Origin of the sequence: Acidimangrovimonas pyrenivorans (assembly GCF_042643245.1) — a bacterium.
Lineage (GTDB): Bacteria > Pseudomonadota > Alphaproteobacteria > Rhodobacterales > Rhodobacteraceae > Acidimangrovimonas > Acidimangrovimonas pyrenivorans.
In genome coordinates, this window is record NZ_JBHRSK010000011.1 from 102,559 (window position 1) to 126,639 (window position 24,081).

The window sequence follows — 24,081 nt, forward strand, 5'->3', positions numbered from 1 at the left end:
AAATTTTCCCTCTGGCCCTTGCCTGTCCCCGGCGCTAACGCTTGCGCCATGACGCGGACGAGCAACCTGACCGACTGGGCCCTGCTGACCCTGCTGGGGATGATCTGGGGCGCCTCCTTCATGGGGGTGAAGCTGGCGCTGACCGGCTTCGGCCCGGCCCAGATCGCCGCCATCCGCATCGCCCTCGGCGCCGCTGCCCTGACCGTGCTGGCCTATGCGCTCGGCGTCGGGCTGCCGGCGCTGAAGGAGCGCAAGCTCTGGCTGCATTGCATCGGCATGGGGCTGTTTTCCAACGCCTTTCCCTTCCTGCTGCTGGCCTGGGCGCAGCAATCGGTGACCTCGGGCTTTGCCGGCATCACCATGGCGGTGGTGCCGCTCTTGGTGCTGCCGCTGGCCCATGTCTTCGTGCCGGGTGAGCAGATGACCCTGCGCAAGGGGATCGGCTTCCTCGTCGGCTTTGCCGGCGTCGCCACCCTGATCGGCCCCGAGGCCTTCGCCTCCTCGGGTGCCGAGACCGAGACGCTGGCCCGCCTCGCCTGCCTCGGCGCCACCGCCTGCTATGCCACCGGCTCGATCATCACCCGGCGGGCGCCGCAATCGAACCAGATCAGCTTCGGCGCCGCCGCGCTCTTGGTCGCCACCGCCGTCATCGCCCCGGTGGCCCTGATCGGCGAGCCGATGCCGGCCGCCCCCGGCGCCACCGCCCTTGGCGCGGCGCTTTACCTCGGTCTGTTCCCGACCGCGCTGGCCACCCTGATCCTGGTCCGGATCATCAAGTCCTCGGGCCCGTCCTTCCTGTCGCAGGTCAATTACCAGGTGCCGATCTGGTCGGTGCTGTTCGGCACCCTGCTGCTGCAGGAACAACTGCCGCCCGCCTTCCTCGGCGCCCTCGCGCTGATCCTCGGCGGCCTCGCCATCAGCCGCGCCCCGGCCTGGCGGCGCCGGCCCTGAGCCGCAGCCGGGAAAACCCCGGACCACCCCGGCTTTCTTTCTGCTCGCAAATATCCTCGGGGGGTGAATTCGCGCCGTGGCGCGAAGAGGGGGCAGAAGGCCCCCTCGGCGCCGCCGCCGTCAGCCTTCGGCCTCGACCGCGGCGACGATGCTATCGACCAGCTCGGTCATCAGGGCCTCGTTCTCGCATTCGGCCATCACCCGGATCAGCGGCTCCGTGCCCGACTTGCGGATCAGCAGTCGCCCCGAACCGCTCAGCCGCCCCTCGGCTTCGGTGATCGCCGCCTGCACCGGCGCGGCCTTGAGCGGCTCGGCCCCGAGCTCGTAGCGCACGTTCTTGAGCAGCTGCGGCACGCGCTCGAACTGCCGGACCAGCGCGCTGGCCTTCTGCCCGGTCCGCGCCATCTCGGCCAGGAACTGCAGCCCGGCGATCAGCCCGTCGCCGGTGGTGGCGTAGTCGGTCATCACGATATGGCCCGACTGCTCGCCGCCCAGGTTCCAGCCGCCGCGGCGCATCGCCTCGACGACATAGCGGTCGCCGACCGGCGTCCGTTCGAGCCGCAGCCCGCGCTCTTGCAGAAACCGTTCCAGCCCGAGGTTCGACATCACCGTCGCCACCAGCGTGCCGCCGTTCAGCCGGTCGTCCTCGGCCCAGCGCGCCGCCAGCAGCGCCATCAGCTGGTCGCCATCGGCCACCGCGCCGGTCTCGTCGAGGATGATCACCCGGTCGGCGTCGCCGTCGAGGCAGATGCCGACATCGGCGCCGTGGGCGACCACGGCCTCGGCCGCCGTCGCCGGCTGGGTCGAGCCGCAATTCTGGTTGATGTTGTAGCCGTTAGGCGAGACGCCGACCGGGACCACGTCGGCCCCCAGTTCCCACAGCGCCTCGGGCGCGGCGCGGTAGGCGGCGCCGTTGGCGCAATCGACCACGACCTTGAGCCCGTCCAGCCGCAGCCCGGCCGGGAAGGTGGTCTTGGCGAATTCCAGGTAGCGGCCGCGGCCGTCGTCGATGCGCCGTGCCCGGCCGATATTCTCGGGCCTGGCCGGCACGATCTCGCCCGCGAGGATTGCCTCGATCTCGGCCTCGGCGGCGTCGGACAGCTTGAAACCGTCCGGGCCGAAGAACTTGATGCCGTTGTCGCGATGCGGGTTGTGGCTGGCCGAGATCATCACCCCCAGATCGGCGCGCATCGAGCGGGTCAGGAAGCCGACCGCCGGCGTCGGCACCGGCCCCAGCAGCAGCACGTTCATGCCGGTCGAGGTCAGCCCCGCGGTCAGCGCGTTCTCCAGCATGTAGCCCGACAGCCGGGTATCCTTGCCGATCACCACCCGGTGGACGCCGCCGTTCTCGCGCCGGAAATAGCGCCCCGCCGCCGCCCCCAGCCGCAGGGCCAGCTCGGCCGTCATCGGGTACTTGTTGGCCTCGCCGCGAACGCCGTCGGTTCCGAACAGTTTCCGTACCATGCTCGCCTACCCTTTCTCGCTCAAGGTCACTGCCTGCCACAGGCGCAGCGCCTGGGCGGTTTCCGCCACGTCGTGGACGCGCAGGATCTGCACCCCCTGCGCCACCCCGGCCAGCGCCACGGCGATCGAGCCCGGCGCACGGTCTTCGGCCAGCTCGGCGCCGCCGATGGTGCCGATGAATTTCTTCCGCGACACGCCCAGCAGGATGGCACAGCCCAGCCCGTGAAACAGTGACAGACGGCACAGAAGCGCCAGGTTGTGGGCCTGGGTCTTGCCGAAGCCGATGCCGGGATCGACGACGATCCGCGCCCGGTCAATCCCCGCCGCCTCGGCCCGCGCCACCCGCGCCTCGAGATGGTCGTAGACATCCAGCAGCACGTCATCATAGCGCGGATCGGCCTGCATCGTCTCGGGCCGGCCCTGGGCATGCATCAGGCAGACCGGCGCGCCACTCGCCGCCACCGTCCCGGCCATGCCGGGGTCGAAGTCGAAGCCCGAGACGTCGTTGACCAGGTCGGCGCCGGCCTCGAGCGCCGCCTGCGCCACCGCCGCCTTGCGCGTGTCGATGGAAATCGCGCCGCTGTCGCCGCCCGCCCGCAGCGCCGCGATCACCGGCGCGGTACGGGCGGTCTCCTCCGCCACCGCCACCTCGGCCGCGCCCGGCCGCGTGCTCTCGCCGCCGATATCGAGGATCTCCGCCCCGGCCGCGCGCATCGCCCTTGCATGGGCCAGCGCCGTCTCCGGCGCATCGAAGCGACCGCCGTCGGAGAAACTGTCGGGGGTGACGTTGAGGATGCCCATGATCCGCGGCGCGTCCATCGCCAGCCCGCAGACCGGCGCGCGCGGCGCCGTCAGCCGCTGCCGGACCTCGGCGGGCAGATCCTGCGCCGCGATCAGCCGGGGGGCCTGCCCGCGCGCGATCACCTCGACCCGGTCGAACCAGCACCAGCCCCCCGCCAGCGGCAACGCCCCCTCGGGCCGGGCCGCATCGGTCATCGCGATCGGTCGGAAATACTGCATCCTGCCGCTGCCGGCTCCCCTCGCGCGGGCAAGGTCGCCGCCGCGCTTTCATCTTCAAATAAATATCCCCGCCGGAGGCCGCCTCGGGCATCGCCCGCGCCCCCGGCCGGAAGGCTGGGCACGGGATTAGGCCCGCCCCGGCCGCTTGGCAAGCCTCAGCCGGCCAACCGCTCAACCGGCACGCGACTTCCCGCCGGAACCGAAACATCGCCGTGAACGATCAGCCGCTCGGCGGCCAGCAGCTCGGCCAGCCACAGCGCCAGCGCCACCGCGTTGTCGGCTGGCGCGCCGGGACCGTCGACCGCGTCCAGCACCAGCTTGGACGGCGCCCAGACGATCGTCTGGCCGTGGTTCATCGCCCAGTCGATCTCGGTCCGGCTGGCCACCACCACGCAACGCGGGTCGCGGCCGGCCAGCACCCAGGCGTTCTGCTCGATCGCCAAGAGGTCGATCCGGCGCTGCGCCGGCTTGACCTGCGAGACCGGGCGCGGGCCTTCGGGCAGGCCGACGGCCAGGATCAGCGGCCGGCCGCCGGCCTCCCACTGGTCGAGCCGCGCCGACAGGTCGGGCGCCGCGATCGCGGCATTGTCGAGATAGACCACCAGCGGGTGCAGCGCCGCTTCGCTGCCGTCATCCTGAACCGCGCGCAGTGGCACCGCGGCGCGCGAGCGCACGATCTCGACCCCGAGCGCGCCGGGGCCACGGTCGAGCTTCTCGATCCGGACGAAGACCCGCATCGCCTGCGGCTCGGCCAGGATGCGCTCGGCCACCCGCTCGGCCAGGGTTTCGAGCAGGTTGAGCCGCTCGGCCGCCAGCTCGGCCGCGATCGCCTCGGTGATCTTGTCATAGGACAGGATGCGGTCGACATCGTCGTCGAGCGGCGCCGGATGCGGCCGGATCTCGACCACGACGTTGAAGCAGACCCGCTGCGTGACTCCGCGCTCGGCCTGGAAGGCGCCGATCTCGACCTCGACGACATGGTCGCGCAGGCTGATGCGGTCGCGCGGATCGGCGCTGGCGGTGGCCTCGGCCCGGGCTTCCGGGTGGGCGAAGGCGAGGCGGATATCGGTGGTCATGGCAGCTCCGGGGCAGTCGGGGGCGGGAATCGCGCCCGACCCTAGCGCCTGCACTCAACTCTAAGCGCCCGAAGGCGTCACGCCGCGACCCGCAAGCGACCCCGGGCCGGGCATGCCCGTCAATTCGCGGCGACCTGCGTCGGCTTGGGCTCGGGCCGGCGGTAGAAGACATGGGCGCCGATGATGGCCGTGCGGGTGAACCGGCGCGACCAGCGCGGATGGACCGAGCGGGTGTGGAAATAGGTCGCCCCGTCGGTCACCTTGCGCGGCGCGCCGTCCAGCAGCAGCCGGGCGATCTTGCCGGCCTGTTCGTAGGCGGCGGGTTCGTGCACCACCTCGGGCCGGCCGTCACAGGTGAAGGAGAACTGGCAGGCGTTGCGACGCCCGGTTCCCTGGTTGACCACGGCGCAGACATTGTCGGGGAAGCGGGCAGAGTCGACGCGGTTGAGGATCACCTCGCCGACCGCGAATTCGCCTTTCACGGATTCGCCGCGCGCCTCGAAATACAGCGCCTCGGCCAGGCAGCTCCACTGTTCGCCGCCCTTGGCCTTGGGCAGGGAGGCGAGCCAGGATTCGCTGTACTTGATGTGGTCGGGGTCGGCGATCTCGCCGGCCTTGCGGGTCTGCCGCGGCGGCGGCGCCAAAAGTTGCTCGAGCCGGTCGGGCGAGATCGCGGTGAAGGCGGTCCGCTCCTGCCCCAGAAGCAGCGACAGCCGGGTGTCGACCGACGCCGTCGGATCGTTCGACTGGCTGACCGACACGTCGGCAACAGCCGCTGTGCTCAGGGCCACCAGCAACACCGCGCTGCGTGCCCATGCCATAACCATGCGCATGATATCCGTTCCCGGCCTCGTTTCACCGGCCGCGCCCCCAGGCAACAACCAGCGGCTGCTCTAGCCGAATTCCCAAGAAAGGTCTACCCCTGCGTCATTTTTGCAACATCTCGACGCCCTTCCCGAAGATGGAATCAGCCCATTCCAGGACCGGAATCAGCGCGAGAGACGGCACCCGTTTCGGCGTAAGATGCTGTAATAAAAGTGTTACCTATCCTGCCGCCGTTCCTTCAGCGCCAGATGAGCGGCGGCCAGCCGAGCCACCGGCACCCGGAAGGGCGAGCAGGAAACATAGTCGAATCCGGCCGAGCGGCAGAAGGCGATAGATTCGGGATTCCCGGCATGTTCGCCGCAGATCGACAGGGTGAGATTCGGCCGCACCTTGCGACCGCGCTCGACCCCCATCATCAACAGCTCGCCAACCCCCTCGACATCGAGGACATGGAACGGGTCCTCGGGGAAGACGCCCTGCTGGACATAGGCGTTCATGAAGCGGCCGGCATCGTCGCGCGACAGCCCGTAGGTCATCTGGGTCAGATCGTTGGTGCCGAAGGAGAGGAAGGCGGAATGCTGGGCGATCTCGCCCGCCCGCAGCGCCGCGCGCGGGGTCTCGACCATGACGCCGAGCCGGTAGTCGAAGCCCAGCCCGACCTCGGTCCGCACCGCCGCCGCGACGGCGTCGATCCGGGTCTTGACCATCTCGACCTCGCGCTTGGCCGAGACCAGCGGGATCATGATCTCGGGCACCACCGTTTCGCCCTTGCGGCCGACCTCGATCGTGGCTTCGAAGATGGCGCGGGCCTGCATCTCGTAGATTTCCGGCACGGTGATCCCCAGCCGCACGCCGCGCATGCCCAGCATCGGGTTGAACTCGCTCAGTGCCTCGACCCGGCGGGTGACGTCGGAGAGCGGCTTGTCCAGCGCCTCGGCCAGTTCGCGCATGCCCTCGCGGCTGTGGGGCAGGAATTCGTGCAGCGGCGGGTCGAACAGCCGGATGCAGACCGGCAGGCCGGCCATGATCTCGAACAGGCGGACGAAATCCTCGCGCTGCATCGGTAGCAGCCGGTCGAGCGCGGCGGCCCGGTCCTTGGCGCTGTCGGCGAAGATCATCTCGCGCATCACCGTCAGCCGGCCTTCCTCGAAGAACATGTGCTCGGTCCGGCACAGGCCGATGCCCTCGGCGGCGAACATCCGCGCGGTGGTGGCGTCGGCCGGGGTGTCGGCATTGGCGCGGATGCCGATGTCGCGCGCCGCGTCGGCCCAGTGCAGCAGCGCCCGGAAGGCGTCGTCCAGCGCCGGCTCCAGCATCTCGGCGGCACCGACCAGGGCCTCGCCGCGGGTGCCGTCGACGGTGATCAGGTCGCCCTCGCGGAAGCTCCGGCCATCGGTCGTCTTGAGCAGCTTGTCGCGGGCATTGAGGGTGATGTCCGAGGCGCCGACGACGCAGGGCAGGCCGAGGCCGCGGGCGATCACCGCGGCATGGCTGGTGATGCCGCCGCGCTCGGTCAGCACGCCGGCGGCGGCATGCATGCCGCGGATGTCCTCGGGCGCGGTCTCGCGCCGCACCAGGATGCAGGGCTCGCCGCGCGCGGCACAGGCCTGGGCGGCGGTCGAGGAAAACACGATCCGGCCCTGCGCCGCGCCCGGGCTGGCGGCGATGCCGCGGGCGAAACGGTCGCGCGGGGCGCGCGGATCGACCTGCGGATGGAGCAGTTCCGACAGCGCCCGCGGCTCGACCCGCAGCACCGCCTCGTCATGGCTGATGATGCCGTCCTGCGCCAGCGCCACCGCGATCCGGACGGCAGCCCGGGACGAGCGCGCTACTTTGACCGCGTCGAGCACATGCAGCGCGCCGGAATCGACCGTAAACTCGATCTGCATCTCCTCGCGCAGGCGGTGGCGGCAGGCCTCGCCGAAGCGGATCAGGTCGGCGAAGATCTCGGGCGCGACCTCCTCCAGCGACAGTCCGCGCGGGTCGCGGGTCAGGTAGATCGCCGCCTCGGGATCGGCCAGCGCGTCGCGGCCCTGGCTCTGGCCGAGGTAACGGCCGGTCACCTGCGGCTGGCCCGTCACCGGGTCGACGAACTGGATCACGCCCGAGCCGCATTGCCCGCGGCCGATGCCCAGCGCCATCTGCTGCACCACCAGCCCGAGCCCGGCATCCGCCGGCGCCCCCTTGGCCTGGCGCAGCAGCCGCGCCGTGGTCCCTTCCCAGGCCCGCGCCATCGAGCCCAGCACGCCGGTCAGCTGTTCCGCCGGGTCCTGCGGGAACGGCTCTTCCATCTCGGCTTCATAGGTCGCCAGCGCCGCCTGCAACGCCTCCGCCGAGGGCTTGTCGGCGGCGAAGGCGTCGGGATCGAGCCGGGCGACATGGGTGGCATAGGCCTGGACGAAGCGCAGGTAGAGCGTCGTCGCCGCCTCGGCGCCGTGGCTTTCGACCAGCGCGGCGTGGCGGGCATCGTTCATGCCGATGTTCAGGATCGTCCCGGGCCCGCCCCAATCGGGATCTTCCGAGGACGGCCGGACCGAGATCAGCGGCGCCGGGCCGAAAGGCGACAGGATCGCCCGGGCGTCGACCGGCTGGCCGGCAGCGATGGCGCGCACGGCGGAGAAGGACAGCGCGACGCTGCGCGGCACCGGGATCTCGAGCCGGACCAGACGTTGCAGGCACTTGGCCCGCCAGCCATGGCTTTCGCGGGCGATCGGCGCCGTCGGGGCGATCTCGGAGAACGCGGGGAAGTTGGTGTGTTTCTGCACTGCGGCGCCTTTCGCGGTCCTGCGCAGCATACTCCGCTGATCGACCCGCGCAAGCGTGGGGCGGCGCGGGGCCGCTCCCGCGCCCGAGCGCATTGCGCCCCGCCAGAATGGGCGGAGAGGGGGATCAGCCCTCGACGCGGGTCAGGTCGGCGACCTGCAGGCAGGTGGCGCGGATGCGGTTGAGCAGGTTGAGCCGGTTGCGGCGCACAACCGGGTTGTCGCTGTTGACCTGCACCGCCTCGAAGAAGGCGTCGATCGGGGCCCGCAGCCCGGCCATCGCCGCCATCGCGCCTTCGAAATCCTCGCGCGTCATCGCCGGGGCGATGGCGAGGTCGGCGGCGTCGAGCGCGGCGAAGAGCGCCTTTTCCGTCTCGTCCTCGGCGAATTTGGGCTCGGCGCCGAAGCGGTATTCGACCCCATCCTTCTCTTCCGCCTGGATCAGGATGTTGTTGGCGCGCTTGAAGCCCTGCAGCAGGTTCTCGCCGTCGTCGGTCTCGAGGAAACCGGCCAGCGCCCGGGCCCGCTTGACCAGCAGGGTCAGGTCGTCATTGCCCGGCAGCGCCAGGCAGGCGTCGATGACGTCGTGGCGGATGCCGGCATCGCGCAGGTAGACCTTGAGCCGGTCGTGGAAGAAGGCCAGCAGGTCCTCGGCGGTCTCGGGCAGGCGGCCGCGCAGCTCGTCGAGCCAGCTGCCCTCGTGGATCTCGATCGCCTGCTCCTTGCCCCTGAGCTTGTCGACCACGGCATGGAAGGCGGCGCCGAAGACGCCGCGCTCGGCGATGTCGTCGACGATCTCGTGCAGGAAGTAGATCTCGCGCTCCTCGGCACTGTCGAGGTTGTCGGCAATCTCGTGCTTGAGCAGCTGCGTGTCGATGAAGCGGCGCAGCGGCAGGCGCAGCTCGTTGGTCAGGGCCAGCCGGATGATGCCCAGCGCGGCGCGGCGCAGCGCGAACGGATCCTTCGAGCCGGTCGGCTTTTCGTCGATGGCCCAGAACCCGGCCAGGGTGTCGAGCTTGTCGGCCAGCGCCACGGCAACGGCGACCGGCGCGGTCGGCACCGCGTCGGAGGGGCCGAGCGGCCGGTAATGGGCGGCGCAGGCCTCGGCGACGGCATCGGGCAGGCCCTCGGCGCGGGCGTAGTAGCCGCCCATGATGCCCTGCAGCTCGGGGAACTCGCCGACCATTTCCGATTGCAGGTCGGCCTTGGCGATGCGGGCGGCCTGGGCGGCAAGGTCGGGCGCGGCGCCGGCGAAGGGCGCGACCTCGCGCGCCAGCGCCTCGATCCGCTTGATCCGGTCGGCCTGGCTGCCCAGCTTGTTGTGGAAGGTGACGTGGCTCAGGCCCGCGGCCATGCCCTCCATGCCGACGGTCTTGACCCGGCGCAGGTCGTTTTCCCAGAAGAAGCGGGCGTCGGACAGCCGCGCCGCCAGCACCTTGCGGTTGCCGGCGAGGATGGTGGCGCCGTGATCGGCGGTCTCGCGGTTGGCGACGGTGACGAATTTCTCGATCCGCCCGGTCTTGGAATTGCGCACCGAGAAGAACTTCTGGTGCTCCTTCATCGAGGTCTGGAGCACCTCCGGCGGCAGGCCGAGGAACTCTTCGCCGATCGGGCCCATCAGCACCACCGGCCATTCGACCAGCCCGGCGATCTCTTCCAGGAGGCCCTTGTCCTCGACCACCTCAAGGCCCTGCGCGAAGGCCTGGTTGGTGGCGTCATGCCAGATATGCTCGGCCCGTTCGGCCGGGTCGAGCATGACATGGGCCGCCTTCAGCTTGGCGGCGTAATCGTCGAAGCCGGTGACTGAGAACCGGGCCGGCGCCATGAAGCGGTGGCCCTCGGTGCTGTCGCCGACCTGGATGCCGTCGACCTCGACGGGCACCACTTCGGCCCCCGATTCGGTGATCAGGAGGCAGAGGATCGAATGCAGCGGCCGGACCCAGCGCAGCGCCCCCGCGCCCCAGCGCATCGACTTGGGCCAGGGGAAGCTGCGGATCGTCTTCTCGACCACCTCGGCGGCGATCTCGGCGGCGGGGCGGCCCGGCTTGGTGACGGTGGCGAAGAACACCTCGCCCTTCTTGTCGGCGCGGGTCTCCAGTTGCTCGCGGCTCAGCCCGGTGGCGCGCAGGAAGCCCTCGATCGCCTTTTCCGGCGCGTCGGTGCGCGGGCCCTTGCGCTCCTCGCGCAGGGTCGGGCTTTCGGCGCTCAGCCCGGTCAGGGTCAGGGTCAGGCGGCGCGGGGTCGAGAAGACGCCGGCGGATTCATAGGTCAGCCCGGCCTCGACCAGGCCGTCGGTGACCAGGCGCTTGAGGTCTTCGCGGGCGCGCGGCTGCATCCGCGCCGGGATTTCCTCGGAAAACAGTTCGAGCAGCAGATCGGGCATCAGTTGGTCTCCGGCGGGGGCGGGCAGCCCTTGGGCGCGGGCTCGCCGTTATAGACGACCTCGCCACAGTGATTCATCTGGTTCCAGGCATAGGCGCGGCCGTCGTCGAAGACGGCGATCACGCGGTCGATACCATACTGGATGTTCTTCTGGCCGAGGAAGGCCACGGCCTTGTCTGATTTCAGCGCGTCGGCGATGGCGCCGGCATCGAAGCACGAGAACTGGGTCGGCGCCACCAGCGGCGTCGGCTTCTGGTAGATCACGAAGCTCTCGGTCAGCGTCGCCATCGAGGTCGGCAGCTTGAAGCAGGCGCGGTAGCGCAGCGGCGAGGTGTCGGCGTCGATGCCCTGGAAGTCCTCGATCGGCAGCATCTCGGGCTTGCCGGTGACGATCGAGGTCATCTCGATCCGCGCCTCGGCGCTGTCGGCCGGCACCGGCGCGTAATAGGCGTATTCGAGGCTGTAATAGAGCCCCGCCCCGCCGATCAGCGCCACTGCCAGAAGTCCCGTCACGATCACCTTGCCATTCATCTGCCGGCCCCGTTCATGCCCCCGCGCCGCCGGCTTCGGTCAGCACGAAGGCGTCGGCGCATTTCTTCGCCAGCGCCCGGACCCGGCCGATATAGGCCTGGCGCTCGGTGACCGAGATCACGCCGCGGGCGTCGAGCAGGTTAAACAGGTGGCTGGCCTTGATGCACTGGTCGTAGGCCGGGTGCGCCATGATGATCTTGCGCCCCGCCTTGTCCTCCTCGCCGGCCGCCAGGATACGCTCGCATTCCGCCTCGGCATCCTCGAAATGGCGCAGCAGCATCTCGGTTTCCGCCTGGTCGAAGTTCCAGCGGCTGTATTCCTGCTCGGTCTGGCGGAAGATGTCACCATAGCTCAGCGGGATCGGGCTGTCGGGGTCGTTGAACGGCATGTCCATGACGTGGTCGATGCCGAGCACGTACATGGCGAGGCGTTCGAGCCCGTAGGTCAGCTCGCCCGAGACCGGCTTGCAGTCATGGCCGCCGACCTGCTGGAAATAGGTGAACTGGCTGACTTCCATGCCGTCGCACCAGACTTCCCAGCCCAGCCCCCAGGCCCCCAGCGTCGGGCTCTCCCAGTCATCCTCGACGAAGCGGATGTCGTGCAGGCCCATGTCGATGCCGATCGCCTCGAGGCTGCCGAGGTAGAGCGCCTGCAAGTTCGGCGGGCTGGGTTTGATCAGCACCTGGAACTGGTAGTAGTGCTGCAGCCGGTTCGGGTTCTCGCCGTAGCGGCCGTCGGTCGGCCGCCGCGAGGGCTGGACATAGGCCGCCGACCACGGCTTGGAGCCGAGCGACCGCAGCGTGGTGGCCGGGTGGAAGGTGCCGGCGCCCACCTCCATGTCGTAGGGTTGCAGCACGGCGCAGCCCTGCGCGCCCCAATAGCCCTGGAGCCGAAGCAGGATTTCCTGGAAACTGCGCGGGGTGGAACCTGTCTGAGCCATCGCCAACCTCTCGAAAAGCGCGTTCTCAATAGGGTCAAGCCGCGGGAGGGTCAATCAATCCCTTGGCCGCAGCGGCGACGGCGCCCCCGCCCGAGGGCACGGCAGCCGGCCCCGGCTGCAACCCGAAGGCCACGCTTGCGGACAAATCCCCCTGCCGCCGTGGACCTGCCCGGGTTTGGGGGGTGCATCCCCGATCCGCCCTCGCTAGGGTCGCGAACAGACGCGAGACAAACGGCTTTTCGGGATCCATTTGATGAAACAGCTTGCTTACCTGGCCGCGCTGATCTGCGCCCTGGCCTTCGGGTCGATCGCCCGCGCACAGGATACGGCCTGGCTGCAGATCGAGGCGCAGCCCAATCTGCGGCAGGCCGAGGAACGCGCCCGCGCCTATGCCGGCGCCTTTGCCAATGTGAACGGCTTCGCCCTGCCCTCGGGCTGGTATGCGATCGTGCTCGGCCCCTACGGCCCGGACGAGGCGCTGACGGCGTTGCGCGGCTTCCGGCGCGAGCGGCTGATCCCCGATGACAGCTTCGTTGCCGACGGCGCGAATTTCGGCCGCCAGTTCTGGCCGGTCGGCGCCCGGGCGGCCCAGCCGCAGGCGCCGGCAACCGATCCCGCCGTCCCGCCCGCCGCCGCCCCGCCCGCCGCCGACCCGGCAGCCACGGCCGAGACGCCGTTGCAGACCGCGGCCGAGACCCCGCGCGAGACCCCGGCCGAGGCCCGGCGCGGCGAGGCCCAGCTGACCCGCGGCGAGCGCGAGGAAATCCAGCGCGCCCTGCAATGGGACGGCTTCTACGATTCCGCCATCGACGGCGCCTTCGGCCGCGGCACCCGCGCCGCGATGGCCGACTGGCAAAGCTATGCCGGCTATGAGCCGACCGGCGTCCTGACCACGCGCCAGCGCGACGCCCTGCTGACGAAGTACCGCAAGGCCCAGGCCGCCCTGGGCCTGCAGACGGTGCGCGACGAGGAGGCCGGAATCGAGATCACGCTGCCGATGGCGCTGCTGTCGCCGGCGCATTACGACGCCCCCTTCGCCCAGTACGATTCGAAGGGCGACAGCGGCGTCCGCGCCCTGCTGATCAGCGAGCCGGGCGACAACGCCGCCCTGGCCGGGCTCTACCACGTCATGCAGACCCTCTCGATCGTGCCGATCAAGGGCACGCGGGAGCTCAAGGACCGGTCCTTCGTCCTTTCGGGCCGGAACGACACCCTGCGCTCCTACACCTATGCCGAGACCCGGGACGGGCTGATCAAGGGCTACACGCTGGTCTGGTCGCCCGAGCGCGACAAACAGATGGAGAAGGTGCTGGCGGCGATGAAGGCCAGCTTCCGCCCCTTCGGCGACCAGGCGCTCGACCCGGCCATGGTGCCGGTGCCGGCCGCCCAGCGCCAGGAGCTGCTGGCCGGGCTCGAGGTGCGCAAGCCGCTGCTCAGCCGCTCGGGCTTCTTCGTCGACGGCCGCGGCACGGTGCTGACCACCACCGACGTGCTGCAAAGCTGCGACCGGATCACCGTCGGCGCCGGTCACGCCGCCGAGGTGAGCTATCGCGATGACAGCCTCGGCCTCGTCGTGCTGACGCCCAAGACGGCGCTGGCGCCGATGGCCTACGCCAAGTTCGAGCCGGCCTCGCAGCGCCCGGCCTCGGAAATCGCGGTGGCCGGCTATTCCTATGGCGGCGTGCTGGACGCGCCGGCGGTCACCTTCGGGTCGCTGGCGGCGATGACCGGGCTGAACGGCGAAACGGCGCTGCGCCGGCTGAGCCTGCGCGCCCTGCCCGGCGATGCCGGCGGGCCGGTGCTGGACCGCAGCGGCGCGGTGCTGGGCATGCTGCGCCCGCGCCCGGCCGACAGCGGCCGCGACCTGCCCGAGGATGTCAGCTTCGCCACCGGAGCGGCCCAGATCGAGGACGCCCTGTCGGCGGCGGGCGTGACCACCTCGCCGGCCGACAGCATCGGCCTGATGGCGCCCGAGGACCTGTCGCGGCTGGGCCGCAACATGACCGTGCTGGTCTCCTGCTGGAAGTGAACCGGCGGCATGGAAACGAGAAAGGGGCGCCATCCGGCGCCCCTTTTCTTCTCCTTGGTCGGGGCCAGGCCCGATCGGGGCCTCGATTCCGGCCGCGACGAAGCCGGCAAGGCCCCTCCACGTGCCGCTCTCTTGCAGGCCCCGCGGACCGCCTCAGTCCAGCTCGCGCGCCTCGCTGACCAGCATGATCGGGATGCCGCCGCGGATCGGGAAGGCCAGGTGGGCCGCCTTCGACACCAGTTCCTGGCGCTCGGCATCGTAGCTCAGCGTCGCCTGGGTCACCGGGCAGACCAGCGCCTCCAGCATGCGGCGGTCGAACACCGCCTGCCCCGTCCCGCCCTGTCGCGTTTCGCTCATTGCATCATCTCCTCGTTGCCGCCGCCGCGCAGGGCGAACTCGATCAGCGTCACCAGCGTCTCGCGCCGGGTCGGCAGCGACGGCGCCTCGAGCAGCGCCTGCTTGTCCTCGGGATCGAACGGGCACAGCATCGACAGCGAGTTGATCAGCAATTCCTCGTCGGCGTCATGCAGGCTGCCCCAGTCGGTCGCCAGGTCCATCGCCTCGAAATAGCGCCCGAGCAGGTCGAGAAAGGCGTCGCGGCAGAAGCCCGGATCGGTCTCGGACGGCCCCAGGTCGCGGCCGAAGCAGGACCAGTCGACCTCGCTCCGCCGATAGGGCGTGAAGCCCGCCACCTCGCGCCGCAGCCGGAACCGCGCCAACCCGGTCAGGGTGATCATGTAGCGGCCGTCCTCGGTCTCGGAAAAGGCCGTCAGCCGCCCGGCGCAGCCGATCGCGTGCAACCGGCCCTCGCAGGCCTCCGGCACCTCGCAGGGCTGGACCATGCCGATCAGCCGGTGCTCGGTCTTGAGCACATCGTCCAGCATCGCCAGGTAGCGCGGCTCGAAGATATGCAGCGGCAGACGGGCACGGGGCAGCATCAGCGCCCCGGAAAGCGGGAAGATGGGAATCACATCCGGCAGGTCGGCGATCTTCTTCATGCCCATGAGCTAGGATGCGCCCCCATGAATTCCACCCTCCCGGTGCCGCGGCCCCGGCTTTCGACCCCGGGGCCGACCACCGGCGACGATCAGGCGAAGATCATCGACGACAGCCGGCGCCGGCCCTTGAGCACGATCGGGTCCTGCGGCTTGAGCGCGTCGAAGATGGTGAAGAGCTGCGCCTTGGCCGCGCCGTCGTTCCACTCGCGGTCGCGGCGGAACAGCTCGAGCAGCTCGTCGACCGCCTCTTCGACCTGACCGCCGGCATAGAGCGCCTGGGCCAGGTCGTAGCGCGCCTGGTGATCCTCCGCGTTGGCCTCGACGGCGGCGCGCAGCTTGTCGACCGGACCGGCCGCGGCGGCTTGCCGGGCCAGCGCGATCTGGGCCTTCGCCGCCTCGATTTCCTTGGCCTCGGCGATCTCGGCCGGGGCGTTGGCGACCAGCGCCTCGGCCTGGTCGACATTGTCCAGCGCCAGATGCGCCCGCGCCAGACCGCCCAGCGCGGCGGCGTTCATCGGATCCTCGCCGAGGATCGCGGCGAAGGTCTCGGCGGCATCCGCCGCGGCGCCCTCGGCCAGCATCTGCTCGGCCGCCTCGATCGCCTCTTCCAGCCCGCCGCCGGCCTCGCCGCCGCCCGCGGCGACGACCCGGTCGATGAAGGTCTTGATCTCGCCCGGCGGCAGCGCGCCCTGGAACCCATCGACCGGCTTGCCGTCATAGAAGGCATAGACCGTCGGGATCGACTGGATGCGCAGCTGCGACGCGATCATCTGGTTCTCGTCGACATTGACCTTGACCATGCGCACCTTGCCGCCGGCCTCGGTGACCGCCTTCTCCAGCGCCGGCCCCAGTGCCTTGCACGGCCCGCACCACGGCGCCCAGAAATCGACGATCACCGGCACCTCTTTCGAGGCTTCGACGACATCGGCCACGAAGGTGGCTTCCGAGCCGTCCTTGATCAGATCCCCCGCCGGCGCGGCGCCGGCCTGTCCGTTCGTGCCAAACTCGAGCATCTCGCTCTCCCTTCAGATCGTCCGTTGCGCCCTATATGTGCCCGCAGGCGCCAAAGGCCAAGGGGATTCAGCCGCGCAGGGCGGGATTCGCGGGGGCCCTGCCCCCGCCCCCCCGGGATATTTGGGTGAAGATGAAAGTCAGGCGCTGTTTCTGCATTTCACCTTTGCGAAAATACTCCGGGGGGAGTCGCCTTTGGCGACGGGGGGCAGCGCCCCCCCACCGCACGCAGTGCCAGAAGTCTTGCGCGCGCAGCGCGCGCCGCAGGATCACAGGTCGAAGGTCGCGAAAACCGGGGCGTGGTCGGACGGTTTCTCCCAGCCGCGGGCGGCGCGCAGGATGCGGCTGCCATGGGCGGCGTTGGCGATGTCGGGCGAGGCCCAGACATGGTCGAGCCGCCGGCCCTTGTCGGCCGCGTCCCAGTCCTTGGCGCGGTAGGACCACCAGCTGTAGAGCAGCCCCTCGGGGATGTCCTGGCGGGTGACGTCGATCCAGCGCCCGGCCTCCTGCGCCGCGCCCAGCTGCTCGACCTCGACCGGGGTGTGGCTGACGATCTTGAGCAGTTGCTTGTGGCTCCAGACGTCGTCCTCGCGCGGGGCGATGTTGAGGTCGCCGACCAGGATCGCCTGCTCGGGCCGGCTGTCGCGGAACCAGTCGCGCATGCCGGCGAGGTAGTCGAGCTTCTGGCCGAACTTCTCGTTCACCGCGCGGTCGGACACGTCGCCGCCGGCGGGGACGTAGAAGTTGTGCACCGTCACGCCGTTCTCGAGCCGGGCGGCGACGTGGCGGGCATGGCCGAGATCGGCGAAATCCATGTCGCCGACATCCTCGAGCGGCAGTTTCGACAGGATCGCGACGCCGTTATAGCCCTTCTGGCCGCGCGCCACCATGAAGCCGTAGCCCAGCGCCTTGAACGCCTCGAGCGGGATCTTGTCGACCGGGCTCTTGCATTCCTGCAGGCAGAGCACGTCCGGCGCCTCCTCGGTCAGCAGCCGGCAGACCAGCCCCTCGCGCAGGCGGACCGAGTTGATGTTCCAGGTGGCGATGGTGAAGCTCATGCGAATGTTCCGGATCGTGAGGGGGGACGGTTCGCCGGCAGGTTAGGCGCTGGGGCCGACCGCCTCAAGCCGAATGGGCGCTTGAGTTCGGCGCGCCGCTCGGCGACCATCGCGCCAGGATCGGATCCGCCAGGAGAACGCGATGCGCGCCGCCTGCCTCGTTGCCGCCCTCATGCTCGCCGCCCTTGCCCGGCCCGACCCGGCCGCGGCGACCGTGCTGGGGCGGATGAACGCGAGCGTCGCCGGCCACGACCTGGCCTACCGGATCACCGACGCGCCCGGGGCGGGCTCGGCCTGGCAGGGTGCGCGCAAGGTCGTCACGGTGACGCTGGACTGGCACGGCCCCCTGCCGACCGACCGGCTGGTGCTGGAACTGACCTTGAACGACGGGAGGCCGGTGGCGGCGCGGCTCGAACAGCCGGACGCCCTTGGCGGCGCGCTGTCGGCGGACGCGCCGGATGGCCTGAAGGTCACCCTGCGACAGGCGCTGCGGCAGGGAAGCTGGCTGCATCTCAAGGGCCGCCTGAGCGGCCGGTTGCAGCCGGCCGGCGCGAAGTCCGGCGCGCTGGAGGGCGGCAGCAAGCGCATCCGGGCCTGGTTCTCGACCTGGGTGCCCGCCATCCTCGCGCCGGAGCCGTCCGGCAGCTCCGAGGGCGGCCATGGCTGATCCCTCCGCCGCCGGCGGCCCGGGCCCGAGCCGATGGCGGGCAAGGGTGCCGGGATCGTGACCGCCACGGGCAAGGCCGGGCCGGCGAGGACATTTCGGCGCAGGAAAAACTTGCGCAACATTCTTGTGCCATGTCGCGCCGAGGCGTAACAAAACGCGAGTCGTGGAGGAGGGTATACAATGGCATACGCAGATATCTACAGGCGCTGGCAAGCCGATCCCGAGGGATTCTGGATGGAGCAGGCCGAGGCGATCGACTGGATCGAAAAGCCCTCGAAGGCGCTGTTCGACGACAATGCGCCGCTCTACGAATGGTTCAAGGACGGCAAGGTCAATGCCTGCTGGAACGCCGTCGACCGCCATGTCGAGGCCGGCCGCGGGCCGCAATACGCCATCATCCATGACAGCCCGGTCACCGGCACCACCCACAAGATCACCTATTCCGAGCTGCGCAACCGCGTCGCCAGCCTGGCCGGGGCGCTGCGCGCCAAGGGGGTCGAGAAGGGCGACCGGGTGATCATCTACATGCCGATGGTGCCCGAGGCGATCGAGGCGATGCTGGCCTGCGCCCGTCTCGGCGCGATCCACTCGGTCGTCTTCGGCGGCTTCGCGGCGCATGAGCTGGCGGTGCGGATCGACGACGCCAAGCCCAAGGCGATCCTCGCCGCCTCCTGCGGGATCGAGCCGGGCCGCGTCGTCCATTACAAGCCGCTGCTCGACGCCGCCATCGAGCAGGCCGAGCACAAGCCCGATTTCTGCGTCATCCTCCAGCGCGAGCAGGAGGTGGCCAAGCTGGTCGAGGGTCGCGATTTCGGCTGGCACAGCTTCCAGTATGGCGCCCAGCCGGCGGAATGCGTGCCGGTCGAGGGCGATCACCCCGCCTACATCCTCTATACCTCGGGCACGACCGGCCAGCCCAAGGGCGTGGTGCGGCCGACCGCCGGCCACCTCGTGGCGCTGAACTGGACGATGAAGAACATCTACGGCGTCAATCCGGGCGAGGTGTTCTGGGCGGCCTCGGATGTCGGCTGGGTCGTCGGCCACAGCTACATCGCCTACGGGCCGCTGATCCACGGCAACACCACGATCGTCTTCGAGGGCAAGCCGGTCGGCACCCCCGATGCCGGCACCTTCTGGCGCGTCATCGCCGATCACAAGGTGGCCAGCTTCTTCACCGCCCCCACCGCCTTCCGCGCCATCAAGCGCGAGGATCCCAAGGGCGAGCTGCTGCAGAAATACAACCTCGACTCGCTGCGTGCGCTTTATCTGGCGGGCGAGCGGGCCGACCCCGACACCATCCAATGGGCGCAGAACCAGCTCGGCGTGCCGGTGATCGACCACTGGTGGCAGACCGAGACCGGCTGGGCGATCGCCGCCAACCCGCTCGGGATCGAGGAACTGCCGGTCAAGGTCGGCTCGCCCTCGGTGGCGATGCCGGGCTATGACGTGCAGGTGCTGGACGAGGGCGGCCACCCGGTGGCGCCGGGCACGCTGGGCGCGATCGCGGTCAAGCTGCCCTTGCCGCCCGGCACCCTGCCGACGCTGTGGAACGCCGAGGAGCGGTTCCAGAAGTCCTATCTCGACCACTTCCCGGGCTATTACGAGACCGGCGACGCCGGCTATATCGACGAGGACGGCTATCTCTACATCATGGCGCGCACCGACGACGTCATCAACGTCGCCGGCCACCGGCTGTCGACCGGGGCGATGGAGGAGGTGCTGGCGTCGCATCCCGACGTCGCCGAATGCGCGGTGATCGGGGTGGCGGACGAGTTGAAGGGGCAGCTGCCGCTGGGCTTCCTGTGCCTCAACGCCGGCTGCAACCGGCCGCATGACGAGATCGTCAAGGAGAACGTGGCGCTGGTGCGCGAGCAGATCGGCCCCGTCGCCGCCTTCAAGCATGCCTGCGTCGTCGACCGCCTGCCCAAGACCCGCTCGGGCAAGATCCTGCGCGCCACCATGGTCAAGATCGCCGACGGGCAGGAGTTCAAGATGCCGGCGACGATCGACGATCCGGCGATTCTCGACGAGATCCGCGAGGCGCTGAAGGGGCTGGGCTACCCGAAGGGGTGAGGCCCTGCGCGGAGCAGCAATCACGGGCGCCCGGCTGCGGCCGGGCGTCTGCTCTTGGAGACGCCATGCCTGTCGTCCGGGTGCGCGGCCGCCCGAGGTGGGCGCGGAACGCGCCCGCCTGTGGGGCGGGCGGACGCGTGCCCGGCGGTGCCCGACGGGCGTGGCGGATGATCGGTGACCCGCCCCCTTAAAGCGGCAGCATCGGGTCCTCGGGCGGCGCCTCGGCCGGCGGGGCGTCGGACAGGATCGTCGCCGGCAGGCCGAGCAGCAACAGCGGGCAGGGATTGCCGACGCCGCGCAGCACCCGGTCCTCGAGCTTGGCCCAATGGGTCGAGGACGGGCCGAACTTGTCCGAGACGAAATGGCGCGCGAAAGCCTCGTGGAACGGTATCCCGCGCGCCACCAGCCCGGCCACCGCCGCCGCCTGCCGCGCCGTGCGGTCGCCGATGCCCAGCCGGGCCAGATCCTCCTCGGAATGCAGGTCGTTGGCCGCCAGCCAGCCGGTGATCCGGCCCAGCAGTTCGTCCTGCATCGACCGCCCGCGGGTGACGATGATGCCGAGAGAGATCGCCGACTGCGCGTGCAGGCGCTGGAAATTCTCGAGATCGCGGTCGAAGAACGGATCCTTGTTGTTCCACTCGATCTCGAGCGCCAGAGTGCCCGCCGCACCGCGCCGGATATGGTCGATCTCGTGGCTGATCGCCTCGCGGACGGTGCCGTCGACGATGGTCTGGACGGCGAAGTTGTGCTTGGTCCAGCCGGCCCCGGCCAGCGCCCGGCGCAACCGCTGGGTCTGGCCGCTCTCGCCGCCGCCGCCGCCGATCAGCTCGGCCATCGAGATGCGGAAGCCGGCCAGGACGCCGGTCAGCGCCTCCAGCTCGTCGGGGAAGTCATGGCGCAGGATGGCCTCCGCGTGGTTGCGGGTCTGAACGTCGTACCCGGCCTCGCGGAGCGCCTCCAGCATCAATCCTCCCGCGGGACCACCCGCAGCCCGAGCTCGCGCAGCTGCTCGTTGGTCGGGTTGGACGGCGCGTCCATCATCAGGTCCTCGGCGCGCTGGTTCATCGGGAACATGATGACCTCGCGGATGTTGGCCGTATCGGCCAGCAGCATCACGATCCGGTCGATACCCGCCGCGCAGCCGCCGTGGGGCGGAGCGCCGTAGCGGAACGCCTTGACCATGCCGCCGAAACGCTTCTCGACCTCGTCATGGCCGTAGCCGGCGATCTCGAAGGCCTTGAACATGATCTCGGGCCGGTGGTTCCGGATCGCGCCCGAGAGGATCTCGTAGCCGTTGCAGGCAAGGTCGTACTGGTAGCCCTTGACCTCGAGCGGGTCGCCCTCGAGCGCCTCGAGCCCGCCCTGCGGCATCGAGAACGGGTTGTGCTCGAAATCGATCTCGCCGGTTTCCTCGTCCTTCTCGTAGATCGGGAAATCGACGACCCAGGCGAAGGCGAAGCGGTCCTTGTCGGTCAGACCCAGTTCCTCGCCGATGACGTTGCGGGCGCGGCCGGCGACCGGCTCGAACACCTTCGGCTTGCCGCCGAGGAAGAAGGCGGCGTCGCCCTTGCCGAGGCCGAGCTGCTGGCGGATCGCCTCGGTCCGCTCGGGGCCGATATTCTTGGCGAGCGGGCCGGCGGCCTCGATGCCGTCCGCGCCCTCGCGCCAGAAGATGTAGCCCATGCCCGGCAGGCCCTGCTGCTGGGCGAAGGCGTTCATCCGGTCGCAGAACTTGCGGCTGCCGCCGGTGGGCGCCGGGATGGCGCGGATCTCGTTGCCCTCGGTTTCCAGCAGCTTGGCGAAGATGGCGAAGCCCGAGCCGCGGAAATGCTCGGAGACGTCCTGCATCTTGATCGGGTTGCGCAGGTCGGGCTTGTCCGAGCCATACCACAGCGCGGCATCGCGATAGGCGATCTGCGGCCAGTGCTGGTCGACCTTGCGGCCGTTGCCGAATTCCTCGAACACGCCCTGGATCACCGGCTGGACGGCGTCGAAGACGTCCTGCTGCTCGACAAAGCTCATCTCGACGTCGAGCTGGTAGAAGTCGGTCGGGCTGCGGTCGGCGCGCGGATCCTCGTCGCGGAAGCAGGGGGCGATCTGGAAATAGCGGTCGAAGCCGGCGACCATGATCAGCTGCTTGAACTGCTGCGGCGCCTGCGGCAGGGCGTAGAATTTGCCCGGGTGCAGCCGCGACGGCACCAGGAAGTCGCGCGCGCCCTCGGGTGACGAGGCGGTGATGATCGGGGTCTGGAACTCGGTGAAGCCGCTGTCCCACATCCGGTCGCGCATCGACTTGATGACGTGGCTGCGCAGCATGATGTTGTTGTGCAGGCTCTCGCGCCGCAGGTCGAGGAAGCGGTAGGCGAGGCGGGTTTCCTCGGGATATTCCTGATCGCCGAAGACCGGCAGCGGCAGTTCCTCGGCGGCGCCGAGAACGGTGAGGTCGCGGATATAGACCTCGATCTCGCCGGTCGGCAGCTTGGGATTGATCAGGCTCTCGTCGCGCGCCTTCACCGTGCCCTCGATGCGGATCACCCATTCCGAGCGCACCTTCTCGACCTCGGCGAAGGCGGGGCTGTCGCCGTCGGCGAGGATCTGGGTCACACCGTAATGGTCGCGCAGATCGATGAACAGCACACCGCCATGATCGCGCACCCGGTGCACCCAGCCCGAAAGCCGGACCGTCTGGCCGACATCGGCCTTGGTGAGTTGCGCGCAGGTATGGCTGCGATAGGCATGCATGAGGATTCCCCTTCCGAGGCGCTTGATCCGGTTTTGCGCCGATACACCTTGTGACGCCCGGGAAGTCAAGTCGGCAGGGCTTCAATGCGAGAAATTGCAAGGGACAGGCGTCTTTACCTGTCGCGACAGATTGTCCTATGCTCACCCTGTTCCGATCGATACTGCCCCCGCGCAGCAGTGTAAGGAGGATGGCATGTGGACAAGCCTGCTTGACCGGATGCTGGACCGGCTGGTCCACCACGGCACCCTGTCGCTGACCATGCCGGACGGCGGGACCCGTCGTTACGGCGTGGGACTGCCCGAGGTGACGGTCAAGATCACCGACCCGGCATTGCCCCGACGGCTGGTCCTCAATCCCGACATGGCGCTGGGCGAGGGCTACATGGACGGCACCGTCATCATCGAGAACGACGATCTCTACGGCTTGCTGGGACTTGCGCTGACCAATATCGCCGCCGCGCCCAGCAACTGGCGCGACCGGCTGATGGAGCTGCACGCGCTGTTCCGCCGCGCCGCCCAGTTCAACCCGATGGGCAAGGCCCGGGCCAACGTCGCCCATCACTACGATCTTTCGGGCGAGCTCTACGACCTGTTCCTCGACGACGACCGGCAGTATTCCTGCGCCTATTTCCGCGAACCGGACTACACGCTGGAGCAGGCCCAGCGCGCCAAGAAGGACCATATCGCCAGGAAGCTGCTGATCGAGCCGGGGATGACCGTGCTGGATATCGGCTGCGGCTGGGGCGGGCTGGGGCTGACGCTGGCGCGCGACTACGGCGCCAAGGTGCTGGGCGTGACGCTGAGCGAGGAGCAGCACAAGATCGCGCAACGCCGGGCCGCCGAGGCCGGGCTGTCGGGCCAGGTCGAGTTCCGTCTCTGCGACTACCGCACCGTCACCGGCAAGTTCGACCGCATCGTCTCGGTCGGCATGTTCGAACATGTCGGCATCCCGCATTACCGCGAGTATTTCCGCAACGTCCATGACCGGCTGGCGCCCGACGGGGTGGCGCTGATCCATACCATCGGCCGGCCGACCCCACCCGGCGCCACAAGCCCGTGGATCACCAAGTACATCTTTCCCGGCGGCTACTGCCCGGCGCTGTCGGAGACCATGGCCGCGGTCGAGCGCGAGCATCTCTACGAAACCGACATCGAGATCTGGCGGCTGCATTACGCCGAGACGCTGCGCCACTGGCATGACCGCTTCATGGCCAATTGCGACAAGGCGCGGGAACTCTATGACGAGCGGTTCTGCCGGATGTGGCGCTACTACCTCGTCGCCTCCGAGCTGACCTTCCGCCACAACAACCAGTGCGTCTTCCAGATCCAGCTCGCCCACAAGCAGGACGCCGTGCCGCTGACGCGCGATTACCTCCACACCGACGTCGCCCCGGCCAGCGCCCGCGCCGCCGAATAGCCCCCCCCGTCCGGGGGGCCTCGCCCTTCGCTCCGGACCCGCGCCGGACGCGGTGCCAGCGCCGCCGTTGTCCCGCATCGTTGCTCCGCCCCGGCGCCGGCCGGGCTTCACGAGGGAGGCCGAGCGCCGGATCGA

At 69.7% G+C, this 24,081-nt stretch carries 19 protein-coding genes; 5 read left to right on the forward strand and 14 right to left on the reverse strand.

Annotated elements, in window-relative coordinates; translation table 11 throughout:
• Positions 1 to 48 precede the first annotated feature (48 nt).
• Positions 49 to 951, forward strand: a complete 903-nt coding sequence (locus ACFOES_RS14535; protein ID WP_377834029.1) for a DMT family transporter — start codon at positions 49 to 51, stop codon at positions 949 to 951.
• 120 nt (positions 952 to 1,071) lie between these two features.
• On the opposite strand, the gene glmM is transcribed toward ACFOES_RS14535, so the two are convergent.
• The 8 genes from glmM to ACFOES_RS14575 form a co-directional block, all read right to left on the reverse strand.
• A complete protein-coding gene (glmM, locus tag ACFOES_RS14540; protein WP_377834030.1) occupies positions 1,072 to 2,415 on the reverse strand; it encodes a phosphoglucosamine mutase in 1,344 nt (447 codons plus the stop codon).
• Between the two features lie 6 nt (positions 2,416 to 2,421).
• Positions 2,422 to 3,435, reverse strand: a complete 1,014-nt coding sequence (gene folP / locus ACFOES_RS14545) for a dihydropteroate synthase (RefSeq protein WP_377834031.1) — start codon at positions 3,433 to 3,435, stop codon at positions 2,422 to 2,424.
• Between the two features lie 155 nt (positions 3,436 to 3,590).
• Positions 3,591 to 4,511, reverse strand: a complete 921-nt coding sequence (locus ACFOES_RS14550) for a dihydroneopterin aldolase (RefSeq protein ID WP_377834032.1) — start codon at positions 4,509 to 4,511, stop codon at positions 3,591 to 3,593.
• A gap of 119 nt (positions 4,512 to 4,630) precedes the next feature.
• Complete coding sequence (locus tag ACFOES_RS14555; RefSeq protein WP_377834033.1) at positions 4,631 to 5,344, reverse strand: cell wall hydrolase; 714 nt, start codon at positions 5,342 to 5,344, stop codon at positions 4,631 to 4,633.
• A 207-nt stretch (positions 5,345 to 5,551) separates the two neighbouring features.
• Positions 5,552 to 8,131, reverse strand: coding sequence for a pyruvate, phosphate dikinase (gene ppdK, locus ACFOES_RS14560; protein WP_377834034.1), 2,580 nt, complete (start codon positions 8,129 to 8,131; stop codon positions 5,552 to 5,554).
• 94 nt (positions 8,132 to 8,225) lie between these two features.
• Positions 8,226 to 10,481, reverse strand: a complete 2,256-nt coding sequence (gene glyS, locus ACFOES_RS14565) for a glycine--tRNA ligase subunit beta (RefSeq protein WP_377834035.1) — start codon at positions 10,479 to 10,481, stop codon at positions 8,226 to 8,228.
• On the reverse strand, positions 10,481 to 11,011 hold the full coding sequence (locus tag ACFOES_RS14570) for a DUF6446 family protein (RefSeq protein ID WP_377834036.1): 531 nt from the start codon (positions 11,009 to 11,011) through the stop codon (positions 10,481 to 10,483). Before ACFOES_RS14570 ends, glyS begins: the two co-directional genes overlap by 1 nt.
• A gap of 13 nt (positions 11,012 to 11,024) precedes the next feature.
• The gene (locus tag ACFOES_RS14575) at positions 11,025 to 11,951 is read right to left on the reverse strand and encodes a glycine--tRNA ligase subunit alpha (RefSeq protein ID WP_377834037.1); all 927 of its coding nucleotides are present in this window, start codon (positions 11,949 to 11,951) and stop codon (positions 11,025 to 11,027) included.
• 253 nt (positions 11,952 to 12,204) lie between these two features.
• Between ACFOES_RS14575 and ACFOES_RS14580 the strand changes: the two genes are divergently transcribed.
• Complete coding sequence (locus ACFOES_RS14580) at positions 12,205 to 13,980, forward strand: serine protease (protein ID WP_377834038.1); 1,776 nt, start codon at positions 12,205 to 12,207, stop codon at positions 13,978 to 13,980.
• A 153-nt stretch (positions 13,981 to 14,133) separates the two neighbouring features.
• Here the strand turns inward: ACFOES_RS14580 and ACFOES_RS14585 are convergent, their stop codons facing one another.
• The 4 genes from ACFOES_RS14585 to ACFOES_RS14600 all read right to left on the reverse strand — a co-directional run bounded on the left by ACFOES_RS14585 (position 14,134) and on the right by ACFOES_RS14600 (position 17,047).
• Positions 14,134 to 14,337 carry a Trm112 family protein gene (locus ACFOES_RS14585; RefSeq protein WP_377834039.1) on the reverse strand — a complete coding sequence of 68 codons (204 nt, stop codon included), beginning with the start codon at positions 14,335 to 14,337 and terminating at the stop codon, positions 14,134 to 14,136.
• Positions 14,334 to 14,978, reverse strand: a complete 645-nt coding sequence (locus ACFOES_RS14590; RefSeq protein ID WP_377834040.1) for an LON peptidase substrate-binding domain-containing protein — start codon at positions 14,976 to 14,978, stop codon at positions 14,334 to 14,336. The genes ACFOES_RS14585 and ACFOES_RS14590 overlap by 4 nt, the downstream gene beginning before the upstream one ends.
• Positions 14,979 to 15,067: 89 nt before the next feature.
• On the reverse strand, positions 15,068 to 15,991 hold the full coding sequence (trxA, locus tag ACFOES_RS14595; RefSeq protein ID WP_377834041.1) for a thioredoxin: 924 nt from the start codon (positions 15,989 to 15,991) through the stop codon (positions 15,068 to 15,070).
• 267 nt (positions 15,992 to 16,258) lie between these two features.
• Complete coding sequence (locus ACFOES_RS14600) at positions 16,259 to 17,047, reverse strand: exodeoxyribonuclease III (protein WP_377834042.1); 789 nt, start codon at positions 17,045 to 17,047, stop codon at positions 16,259 to 16,261.
• A 142-nt stretch (positions 17,048 to 17,189) separates the two neighbouring features.
• Here ACFOES_RS14600 and ACFOES_RS14605 point away from each other — a divergent pair, with 142 nt between their 5' ends.
• Positions 17,190 to 17,714 carry a hypothetical protein gene (locus ACFOES_RS14605; RefSeq protein WP_377834043.1) on the forward strand — a complete coding sequence of 175 codons (525 nt, stop codon included), beginning with the start codon at positions 17,190 to 17,192 and terminating at the stop codon, positions 17,712 to 17,714.
• A 180-nt stretch (positions 17,715 to 17,894) separates the two neighbouring features.
• On the forward strand, positions 17,895 to 19,787 hold the full coding sequence (gene prpE, locus ACFOES_RS14610; RefSeq protein ID WP_377834044.1) for a propionate-CoA ligase PrpE: 1,893 nt from the start codon (positions 17,895 to 17,897) through the stop codon (positions 19,785 to 19,787).
• Positions 19,788 to 19,974: 187 nt separating this feature from the next.
• Here prpE and ACFOES_RS14615 read toward each other — a convergent pair whose 3' ends face one another.
• Complete coding sequence (locus tag ACFOES_RS14615) at positions 19,975 to 20,751, reverse strand: BglII/BstYI family type II restriction endonuclease (protein ID WP_377834045.1); 777 nt, start codon at positions 20,749 to 20,751, stop codon at positions 19,975 to 19,977.
• Entirely contained in the window at positions 20,751 to 22,529 is a 1,779-nt protein-coding gene (gene aspS / locus ACFOES_RS14620) for an aspartate--tRNA ligase (protein WP_377834046.1), read from the reverse strand. The genes ACFOES_RS14615 and aspS overlap by 1 nt, the downstream gene beginning before the upstream one ends.
• 193 nt (positions 22,530 to 22,722) lie before the next feature.
• On the opposite strand from aspS, the gene ACFOES_RS14625 reads away from it, so the two are divergent.
• Positions 22,723 to 23,946, forward strand: coding sequence for a class I SAM-dependent methyltransferase (locus tag ACFOES_RS14625; RefSeq protein WP_377834047.1), 1,224 nt, complete (start codon positions 22,723 to 22,725; stop codon positions 23,944 to 23,946).
• Positions 23,947 to 24,081 lie beyond the last annotated feature (135 nt).

What these genes read in the sequence shown, in the direction of transcription:
- ACFOES_RS14590 (WP_377834040.1), bottom strand. Translation starts at nt 14,978, where the DNA reads ATGAAGAAGATCGCCGACCTGCCGGATGTGATTCCCATCTTCCCGCTT.
- ACFOES_RS14535 (WP_377834029.1), top strand. Translation starts at nt 49, where the DNA reads ATGACGCGGACGAGCAACCTGACCGACTGGGCCCTGCTGACCCTGCTG.
- ACFOES_RS14615 (WP_377834045.1), bottom strand. Translation starts at nt 20,751, where the DNA reads ATGCTGGAGGCGCTCCGCGAGGCCGGGTACGACGTTCAGACCCGCAAC.
- ACFOES_RS14550 (WP_377834032.1), bottom strand. Translation starts at nt 4,511, where the DNA reads ATGACCACCGATATCCGCCTCGCCTTCGCCCACCCGGAAGCCCGGGCC.
- ACFOES_RS14600 (WP_377834042.1), bottom strand. Translation starts at nt 17,047, where the DNA reads ATGAGCTTCACCATCGCCACCTGGAACATCAACTCGGTCCGCCTGCGC.
- glmM (WP_377834030.1), bottom strand. Translation starts at nt 2,415, where the DNA reads ATGGTACGGAAACTGTTCGGAACCGACGGCGTTCGCGGCGAGGCCAAC.
- folP (WP_377834031.1), bottom strand. Translation starts at nt 3,435, where the DNA reads ATGCAGTATTTCCGACCGATCGCGATGACCGATGCGGCCCGGCCCGAG.
- glyS (WP_377834035.1), bottom strand. Translation starts at nt 10,481, where the DNA reads ATGCCCGATCTGCTGCTCGAACTGTTTTCCGAGGAAATCCCGGCGCGG.
- ACFOES_RS14575 (WP_377834037.1), bottom strand. Translation starts at nt 11,951, where the DNA reads ATGGCTCAGACAGGTTCCACCCCGCGCAGTTTCCAGGAAATCCTGCTT.
- prpE (WP_377834044.1), top strand. Translation starts at nt 17,895, where the DNA reads ATGGCATACGCAGATATCTACAGGCGCTGGCAAGCCGATCCCGAGGGA.
- aspS (WP_377834046.1), bottom strand. Translation starts at nt 22,529, where the DNA reads ATGCATGCCTATCGCAGCCATACCTGCGCGCAACTCACCAAGGCCGAT.
- trxA (WP_377834041.1), bottom strand. Translation starts at nt 15,991, where the DNA reads ATGCTCGAGTTTGGCACGAACGGACAGGCCGGCGCCGCGCCGGCGGGG.
- ppdK (WP_377834034.1), bottom strand. Translation starts at nt 8,131, where the DNA reads ATGCTGCGCAGGACCGCGAAAGGCGCCGCAGTGCAGAAACACACCAAC.
- ACFOES_RS14585 (WP_377834039.1), bottom strand. Translation starts at nt 14,337, where the DNA reads ATGAGCGAAACGCGACAGGGCGGGACGGGGCAGGCGGTGTTCGACCGC.
- ACFOES_RS14555 (WP_377834033.1), bottom strand. Translation starts at nt 5,344, where the DNA reads ATGCGCATGGTTATGGCATGGGCACGCAGCGCGGTGTTGCTGGTGGCC.
- ACFOES_RS14580 (WP_377834038.1), top strand. Translation starts at nt 12,205, where the DNA reads ATGAAACAGCTTGCTTACCTGGCCGCGCTGATCTGCGCCCTGGCCTTC.
- ACFOES_RS14625 (WP_377834047.1), top strand. Translation starts at nt 22,723, where the DNA reads ATGTGGACAAGCCTGCTTGACCGGATGCTGGACCGGCTGGTCCACCAC.
- ACFOES_RS14605 (WP_377834043.1), top strand. Translation starts at nt 17,190, where the DNA reads ATGCGCGCCGCCTGCCTCGTTGCCGCCCTCATGCTCGCCGCCCTTGCC.
- ACFOES_RS14570 (WP_377834036.1), bottom strand. Translation starts at nt 11,011, where the DNA reads ATGAATGGCAAGGTGATCGTGACGGGACTTCTGGCAGTGGCGCTGATC.